At 44.1% G+C, this 9,677-nt stretch carries 5 protein-coding genes; all 5 read left to right on the forward strand.

The window, feature by feature from the left end; all coding sequences use genetic code 11:
* Positions 1-1,445, forward strand: a 1,445-nt coding sequence (locus AC1DPZ_RS16475; RefSeq protein ID WP_477405318.1) for a cellulase family glycosylhydrolase, incomplete at its 5' end; no start/stop codon positions are given.
* A gap of 167 nt (positions 1,446-1,612) precedes the next feature.
* Positions 1,613-3,148, forward strand: coding sequence for a glycoside hydrolase family 43 protein (locus AC1DPZ_RS16480; RefSeq protein WP_477405320.1), 1,536 nt, complete (start codon positions 1,613-1,615; stop codon positions 3,146-3,148).
* A 654-nt stretch (positions 3,149-3,802) separates the two neighbouring features.
* Positions 3,803-5,257 (forward strand): cellulase family glycosylhydrolase, encoded by a 1,455-nt coding sequence (locus tag AC1DPZ_RS16485; RefSeq protein ID WP_477405322.1) that lies wholly within the window; start codon positions 3,803-3,805, stop codon positions 5,255-5,257.
* Positions 5,258-5,344: 87 nt separating this feature from the next.
* Positions 5,345-8,227 carry a beta-galactosidase GalA gene (gene galA / locus AC1DPZ_RS16490; RefSeq protein ID WP_477405324.1) on the forward strand — a complete coding sequence of 961 codons (2,883 nt, stop codon included), beginning with the start codon at positions 5,345-5,347 and terminating at the stop codon, positions 8,225-8,227.
* Between the two features lie 19 nt (positions 8,228-8,246).
* Positions 8,247-9,677, forward strand: a 1,431-nt coding sequence (locus AC1DPZ_RS16495; RefSeq protein ID WP_477405326.1) for a glycoside hydrolase family 3 protein, incomplete at its 3' end; no start/stop codon positions are given.

Consider the following 9,677-nt stretch of genomic DNA (forward strand, 5'->3'; position numbering starts at 1 on the left):
CTCTTATTACAGTTATATCTTTATTCTCCTGTAAAAAAACGAAGAATCCGGACCCGCAACTAACAGTTAGCGTACCCACCATAACTTTTACGGGTGACGGGGGGACCCAGGACCTATCCGTTTCAGCTAATGCCGATYGGAGCATCAGCAATCCTGCTTATTCGTGGTTGCAAATAAATACAACAACAGGCAAAAGCGGCAGCACTGTTATTCAGTTAACAACATTATCGGAAAATGGTACAGGGGCAAGCCGCTCTGGTGTTTTATTTATAAATTGTTCCAACGGCCAGGCAAGAAGGGTGACGGTTACCCAGGCCCCCAACTTATATCCAGGCTATAATACATCGCCCATAGCGCCAGACATGACTGGAATGAGCAGTAATGCCGTGCAACTGGCAGCAAAAATGCGTACGGGAATGGGAATAAATTTTGGCAATACCATGGAATCATACCCAGACGAAGGTGTTTGGGTGAGTAGTAAAATCACCGAATCGTATGTGAAATATGTAAAAAGTTTAGGTTTCAATTCTGTACGGATTCCCTGTAGTTGGGTTTGGGCTCATTTAAGCGACCGTAGCAAGGCAAAAATTGATCCTGCATGGCTTGCGCGGGTGAAAGAAGTGGTTGGATGGTGTGTGGCTAATAATGTGTATGTGATACTGAATGCTCACGGGGATGCCGGCTGGCTGGAAAATAATGTCAACGCGTTAAAGAAAGATTCCGTTAATGCGATGCAAAAGGCGATTTGGGAGCAAATTGCTACAACCATGCGTGATTTTGATGAGCACCTTATATTTGCCGGCGCAAATGAACCTGCGGTTAGTACTGCGGAACAGATGACCATCCTCAATGGTTATCATGAAACATTCATCAAAGCAGTTCGCTCTACCGGGGGCAGGAACAGTAACCGGGTGCTGGTTGTGCAGGGACCCAGTACTGACAGTTATAAAACTTCTGACCTGATGACTACTATGCCTCACGATCCGGTACCTAACCGTTTGATGCTTGAGGTACATAGCTACACGCCTTCCACATTTAACTTACTAAACGATGGAGATGTAAGTTGGGGCAAAATGGTTTATTACTGGGGGGCCGGGAATCATTCTACTATTGAGCCGGACCGTAACGCCACCTTTGGAGAAGAGGATGCGATCATTGCTGAATTCGGAAAGATGAAAAAGTTTGTTGATCAAGGTATCCCTGTGGTGCTGGGTGAATATGCATCATGGAGGAGGACTCCCGCCGTCACCAAAAGCCAGTATCTTCCTAAGGATATGGATAAGCATAACAAGTCTGTGGATGACTGGGCAATTTTTGCGACCAAAACGGCTAAAGCGAATGGACTTCTGCCATTCTGGTGGGAGATAGGTTTTACTTTAGACAGATCTAATAATGTGATAAAGGACCAGCGTATGTATGATGCCATTAAATTAGGATATAAGTAAAAGTATAGTGTCAATTATAGCATAAGGTTATTCCCTTCCCTGAGATTGGTTAAGCGTTCGCCAGTCTCCGGGAAAGGTTAACCTCTTTGTTACTTAGCTTAAAGAATAATTAATCAATTGAAATTACCCTTAACGAGTATTCGTTTTTTAGGTAAAGTGAAAAAAGCATGTTTAGAAAAAAAGTGTTGTTTAGTACGGTCCTTGCTATCTCTTTTTTGGGATATAAAAAAGATGTAGAAGCTCAGGCTAATGCGGATAAACCGAAAGTGGTTAATGAAAAACTGGAAGCAAAATTCGCAAGAGTTTCGCCGAAACTTCTCACCAATAATGCGAACCCTTTATTAGATTTTATGTTTACGGCCGACCCGACAGCTGTAGAATACAACGGAAGAATTTATGTGTACGCCACGAATGATCATGAACAATATGAGCATGTAGGAAAGGATGGGAAAAATTCATACGAGCATATCCGTACACTGGTCATGATGTCTTCCGATGATATGGTCAACTGGACTTATCATGGCCTCATAAATACAGCAAAGCTGGCACCATGGAGTCAGAATTCCTGGGCGCCTTCCATTACAGCCAGACTGGAAGCAGACGGCAAAACACACTTCTATTTGTATTACTCCAATGGCGGTGGTGGCTCAGCCGTGCTTACTTCCACCTCTCCCGTTGGCCCCTGGAAAGACCCATTAGGAAAGAACATAGTCGACCGCTCTGTCCCCGGTGTGGATGTCGGTGCTCCATTCGATCCCGGAGTTGTGATTGACGGCCAGGGTACAGGCTGGCTGGTTTTTGGAGCCGGAACGCCCAAAACAAAATATATGCCGGATAATGCCAGGATTGTCAAATTAGGAGCAGATATGATCAGTTTGGCCAGCAATATTTCTAAGATACCCGCTCCTTATTTTAATGAGGCCAGCGACCTTAACTTTATCAATGGAACCTGGGTTTATAGCTATTGTACGAGTTGGGATGAACGCACTGTATGGCCTTATAGCAATATTGCTAAACCAACCGCATGCAACATATCTTATATGACGAGTAAAACACCCTTAAATCCGGATAGTTGGAAGTATCGCGATAATTACTTTAAGAATACTGGTGACGTTAACGTGGGACCTATGACAAACAATCACACTCACGTGTTCAAGTTTAAAGAGAAATATTATCTTGCTTACCATGCCATGTATTTACAGGATTATTTTAACACCAAGGGTGGTTTTCGTAATGCGGGTATCGAACCAATACAGGTAGATGAAGGGAGTGATGTGACTTTCCCCATGGTCAGCGCAACTTTTAAAGGCCCCTCACAACTTAACCTATTAAACCCATTCGTTGTTCAGCAAGCAGAAACCACCGCGGGCACTTCGGGGAAAATTCAGTTCGAAGATGGTGGTAGTGAGGGTAATATGGTTGCCAAAGGAACCATAGATAAACAATGCCTCATGGTACGGGGAGCCGATTTTAGCAAACAGGTCCCTGCCAAATTCGAAGCCCGGGTGAAAGGAAAAGGTAAAATTGATGTTTATGTAAATAATCTTAAAGGCCCGGCTGTTGTTTCCCTTACATGTGATGAGAAGGAATGGACTACGCTCTCAAAGAAAATAGAACTGAACATAGCTAAAGGAGTAGGGAATATCTATTTTGTATTTAAAGGAGAGGGTTTTTTGTTTGATGAATGGAAATTCATTTATTAATTCCGGTTGCTGGTTTATTGATGCAATTTATAAGTAGATGTTCGATCAAAACGGGCTGTTACTGCCGATTCGGTGAAACCGTTAAGCCTTTCTTTAGGGAGCCTGGTAAGGTGCTTGATCAGTGTATGATGGATGCCATTAAAGCAGGATATAAACAGTAATGTTGCATTAAAGCTTTTACTGGAACAGCGGTGCTGTGAACAGATTAGACAGTACCGTTTTCTGGCGGGCTAAACTTTAAAAATACGCTAAGTTTTGCGACAGATCAGAAGTTTGAAAATTAAATAAGAGAGAGTTTTAGTTGTTTATAAGTGGATGCCTGGGGCCTTTACTGAGAGGCCCCGGCATTTTTTTACACCACAACAATACTGTTTTTCAACATCCGGGATCATGCCGATAAGGCAGCCGACAGTTAAAGATTTTAAAAAAACACATAACGATGAAGGCCGGGCAATAAGTTTCGCTTAAAAAATGCGAGAGTAATTTTACTGACAATTGACCAATGCTGTTAAATCTTTTTTAAGGATGCGGTTAGGGGTATTGGATAGGAATAATAACGTGGTAAAAGTCCATTAATGAGATCGTCGCGGGAGGTGGTAAAAACATTTTGTAGAAATTGATCAGCAAAAATTTAAATACTAAGCATTGTAAAAAATGAAAAAACAGTTTTTTTTTAAATTATTAATACCAATTACCATTATATCTTTTTTCTCGTGTAAAAAGGCAAGTAGTGCACCGCCCGAGCTAACAACAAACCAGACTGCCATAATTTTTACGCCTGAAGGCGGGACTCAGGATTTATCTGTTACAGGTAATGCTACATGGAACATCAGTAACCCTGCTTCGGCCTGGCTGCAATTAAACACTACATCTGGCGGCAGCGGCAGCAGTGTCATTCATCTAACAACGCTGTCACAAAATAGTACAGGTTTAACACGCTCCGGTGTTTTAGTCATAAATTCTTCCAATGGTCAGTCAAGAAGGATAACGGTGTCCCAAACATCCAGCATCTACCCCACTTATAATACTTCGCCAAAAGCTCCTGATGCAACGGGGATGAGCAGCAACGCTGTTCAACTCGCCGCTAAAATGAAGTTAGGGTGGAATATCGGTAATACCCTGGAGGCTCCGGGTGAAACGGGTTGGGGCAATCCCTTAATTACGGAGGATTATGTAAAATTCGTGAAACAGCAGGGCTTTAACGCCATTCGCCTTCCATGTGCCTGGAACTGGGGACATTTAAGTAACCAGGCAACTGCGCAAATAGACCCCAACTGGCTTAACCGAGTAAAAGAAGTAGTGGGATATTGCGTAAAAAATGACATGTATGTTTTACTCAACATACATTGGGATGGCGGCTGGTTGGATAACAATATTAACACCGTAAAACAGGATTCGGTTAATGCCAGGCAAAAAGCGTTTTGGGAGCAAATTGCGACAACTATGCGCGATTTTGACGAACACCTGATGTTTGCCAGCGCCAACGAACCTCCTGCATCAGATGCTACAGGGATGGAGGTTTTACTATCTTATCATCAAACGTTTATCAATGCGGTACGGTCTACCGGCGGCAAGAACAGTTACCGGGTATTAGTGGTACAGGGCCCGTCAACAGATATTGACAAAACCAATAATCTGATGAGTACTCTTCCCCAGGATCAGGCGGCGGCGCGGATGATGGTCGAGGTGCATTATTATTCTCCATTTCAATTTTGTTTAATGAACGAGGACGCAGACTGGGGCAAAATGTTTTACTATTGGGGAGCAGGGCACCATTCTACTATAGAACCAGGCCGTAACGCCACCTTTGGCGAAGAGAGTGATGTAGATGCTACTTTCAGCAAGATGAAGACAAAATTCGCCGACAAAGGCATTCCTGTCCTGTTGGGCGAATACGGAACCTACAGGCGCGACAATACAGCACATGTTCCTTTAGACCTGGCAACGCACAACGATGCCGTGGATTATTGGCTTACTTATGTTACAAAACAAGCCAAAGCCAACGGCATGCTGCCATTTTTTTGGGATACAGGCGGTGCTTTAGACAGACGAAATTATACAGTAAAAGATCAGCGTACGATAGTGGCCCTTAACGCAGGCGGTAAATAAATGAATGCCTGTGGCCTTTAACAAAAGGCCCGGCATTTTTATACAACATTTCGGATTATCGGCCTTGCCAATACATCTTAATTGACAATGAAAAATAAATATATAAAAAAAGGGATCTTTTGTATCCTGTTACTGGCAACGGTAAAAACAGCCACCTATGCGCAGCAGCCTTCGGTGGCCGCATCAAAACGCGAACACGTGTGTATTGATAATGACTGGCGCTTTGCATTAGGGCATCCCTACGATCCGGCAAAGGATTATTATAACGGAACAGGAGGGTTTTCTTATTTCGCTAAAACCGGCTATGGCGACGGCGCTGCATCGCCGGGATTTGATGATAGGGGCTGGCGTAAAATTAACCTGCCGCATGACTGGGCGGTTGAACAGCCTTTTAGTCCTAAAGCTAGCGTAAGTCACGGATCGAAGGCGATAGGCCGGAACTTTCCTGATGCCAGCGTGGGCTGGTATCGTAAAACTTTTGTCGTTCCGGCTACCGATCTGGGTAAGCATATATCCTTAGCCTTCGACGGTGTTTTTCGTAACAGCGTAGTTTGGGTCAACGGACATTACCTGGGTACCGAGCCCAGCGGGTATAATAGCTTTGAGTACGATATTTCTGAATATTTAAACTATGATGGTAATAATGTTATAGCAGTACGGGCTGATGCAACGATGGAAGAAGGCTGGTTTTATGAAGGCGCCGGTATTTACCGGCATGTTTGGCTCAATAAAACCAACCAGCTGCATATTGCTTCCAACGGAACATGTGTTACAACCCAGGTGAAAAACAATATTGCCGATATTACTGCAACGGCCACGATTATTAATAGCGATAAAAAAGCAAGGAGCTTCAGCGTAACGCAAACTATTGTTGACGCCGATGGCAAAACGCTTGCTACCGGCAAAACGACAGTGCTTACTTTGAAACCTTTTACATCGCAGGATGTTAAAAGCGTTTTACCTGTAACTAATCCTAAGCTATGGTCGATAGAAACCCCCTTCCTGCACCGGTTGCTTACCACCGTTGAAGAGAATGGCGCTGTTACTGACAGTTATACAACAACATTTGGAATTCGCACCATCAGGTTTGATGCCAACGAAGGTTTTTTTCTGAATGGCAAACACGTTAAAATAAAGGGAACCAATAATCATCAGGATCATGCCGGTGTAGGTGCTGCCATGCCCGATGCTTTACAGGAGTTTCGGATCCGTACTTTAAAAGGTATGGGTTGCAATGCCTATCGCTGTTCACATCATCCGCCAACGCCCGAATTGCTGGATGCCTGCGATAAGTTGGGTATGCTGGTTATAGATGAAAATCGCTTAATGGGCGTAGCATCTACAGAGCTAAATGACCTGAAAAGGATGATCCTGCGCGATAGAAACCATCCCAGCATCATCAGTTGGTCAATAGGGAACGAAGAGTGGGGCATTGAAGGTAATATTACCGGGGCGCGTATAGCCGCTACTATGCAGGCCTTTGCCAAATCTATTGATTCGAGCCGCTATATCACTGCTGCCATAAGTGGCGGCATTGGCAATGGAATATCAACAGTAATAGACGTGCTGGGCTATAATTATGTAGCAACTAAAAATACCGACGAACAACATAAAAAGTCTCCCAACCAGTTTAGCTGGGGTACCGAGGAAGGATCGACCGTGGCCTCACGAGGAATTTATGAGGATGATATGGGTAAGCAGCAACTTGTTGCATACGACAGAAAGCAAAACGACTTTTTTTATAGCCTGGAGCAAGGCTGGWAACATTATGCGGCGCGGCCTTACCTGGCGGGTATGTTCATATGGACGGGTTTTGATTACCGCGGCGAGCCTACACCGTTTGGATGGCCTTCGGTAGTATCCTATTTTGGTATGGTTGATGCCTGTGGCTTTCCTAAAGACGATTATTATTATTTAAAATCATGGTGGACGGATCAAACCGTAGTACACCTGCTGCCACACTGGAACTGGCCGGGTAAAGAAGGCCAGGAAATAAGGGTATGCGCTTATAGTAATTGTGACGAAGTTGAACTTTTTCTGAATAAAAAAAGTCTCGGTAAAAAAATTATGGAACCAAACGGACACCTGGAATGGCAGGTAAGGTATCAACCGGGAACGTTGGAAGCCATAGGCTACAAAAAAGGTGCAAAAGCAGGTAGCGATATTGTTAAAACTACTTTAGCGCCTGCTCAAATTAAATTACAGGCTGATAGGGCGGCAATAAAAGCCGATGGAAAGGATATTGCCATAATTGCCGTACAGGCTGCTGATAAAAACGCTTTGGGCGCGCCAACGGCCGAAAATGAGGTTGGTTTTTCAATTGAGGGCCCAGGTAAAATTATAGGCGTAGGCAACGGAAATCAAACTTCGCTTGAACCCGATCAATATGTAGAGCGGGTTAACCTGGTAAGTATTGGCAATTTAAAAGAAAAATTTGTTGACGATTTAAATGTAAAGGCCGAAGTAGCGGCAGATTATGATGATAGCGGCTGGCAAACTGCATTTAAAGATGTGCGGGATGATAATTTTGGGCAAAAAGTAAAAGCTTTGGTTTATAGGGCTGGCTTTTCCATTCCCGCTGATGCTGCAGCTGCTACCGCTACATTTTTCAGTAAAAATATTGGCAAAGTGCAAAGCATTTATATTAACGGTAAGCAGATAGCTAAAGAGATTAAGGAGAGTGATCAAAGCTCCGAATTTAAACTGGATGCCTCATTACTGCACCCGGGCATTAATACCATAGCTATTGTGGCTACGCCATTGCTCAAGGCGAATATCTGGTCGACCGTTAATACCGATCCCGGCTTAATACAGCTGCTTTATCCGGCTGCACCTTATAAAAGAAAGCTATTTAACGGGAGCGCCCAGGTTATTGTACAATCGACCGGGCAGCCAGGCCAGATAATATTAAAAGCAACTTCGCCAGGTTTAAAAGCAGCTGTTGTTCAAATTACAGCAGCCGATAAATAACATTACACACAAAAAAATCATGAAATATACCCTTGCCTGTTTTATGGCATTTTTCGTAGCCGGCGGCGTTTCGGCACAAAACAAAAGTGAGGCTGTTCTCAAAGCGAAGATCAACAGCATCGTCAGCAAAATGACGCTGGAAGAAAAAATAGACATGCTACATGGCAACGCGCTGTTTTCTTCGGCAGGCGTAAGCCGTTTAGGTATCCCGGAGCTAACCTGCGATGATGGCCCCTTAGGCGTACGCGAAGAAATAAAACGTTTTGATTGGGCATCGGCTAACTGGACAACCGATTCTGCTACATTTTTACCAAATGGCTCGGCAATTGCAGCCACCTGGAACCCCATAATGGCCAAACGGTATGGCGTAGTCATTGGCGAGGAAGCCAATGCCCGTAAAAAGGATATAATGCTTGCACCGGCATTCAATATCTGCCGGATGCCCCTTTGCGGTCGTACCTATGAATATTATTCGGAAGACCCTTATTTAAACAGCCTGCTGGCGGTTCAGTCTGTAAAAGGAATTCAAAGCCAGCATGTAGCGGCCTGTATAAAACATTTTGCGGCAAATAACCAGGAGCTTAACCGCGATAGTGTAAACACCATAGTTGATGAAAGGGCTTTGCGCGAAATTTATTTCCCGGCGTTTAAAGCAGCTATACAGCAAGGCAATGCCTACACCATTATGTCGGCCTACAATAAGCTGAATGGCTATTGGTGTTCCGAGAATGACTATTTATTAAATAAAGTACTAAAAAACGAGTGGGGCTTTAAAGGAGTGGTCATGTCAGATTGGTCCGGGACGCACCATACCGTTGCAGCGGCCAACAACGGGCTGGATATAGAAATGGGCTCAAGCGGGCCGTATGATCAGTGGTATTTTGCCCAGCCGTTACTTAAAGCTGTTAAGGAAGGCCGGGTCCCGGTAAAAACAATTGACGATAAAGTGCGCAGGATTTTGTGGGTGATGTACCATACCTCCATGAGTACTAATCATCCTGCAGGGTCTATCGCTACACCGGCGCATGCCAAAGCCGCCTATGATATCGCCTCAGAATCTATCGTTCTGCTAAAAAACGACAACCATTTATTGCCTTTAAAAGCAGCTAACATTAAAAGCATTGCCGTCATTGGCGATAATGCCATCCGCACATTTGCTTTAGGCGGTTATGGTGCCGGTGTAAAAGCTAAATATGAGGTTACCGCGTTGGCAGGTATAAAATCAAGGTTCGGTAAAACAGCCAGTATCAGCTTTGCCCAGGGCTATAAAGCAAACTACCTGGCAAGCAATAGTGATGAACAAAACCGTGGCTATGACCAGCCCGATCAAAAACTGATTGACGAGGCGGTAGCGCTTGCAAAAAACAGTGATGTTGCTATTTTATGTATCGGTTCCAACCGTGAATATGAAAGTGAAGCCCATGACCGTAAAAGCCTGGACCTGCCTTTT

It is taken from the genome of Mucilaginibacter sp. P4_G9 (assembly GCF_056400985.1).

Coding starts and splice junctions, on each gene's coding strand:
- AC1DPZ_RS16480 (WP_477405320.1), top strand. CDS start 1,613: ATGTTTAGAAAAAAAGTGTTGTTTAGTACGGTCCTTGCTATCTCTTTT.
- AC1DPZ_RS16485 (WP_477405322.1), top strand. CDS start 3,803: ATGAAAAAACAGTTTTTTTTTAAATTATTAATACCAATTACCATTATA.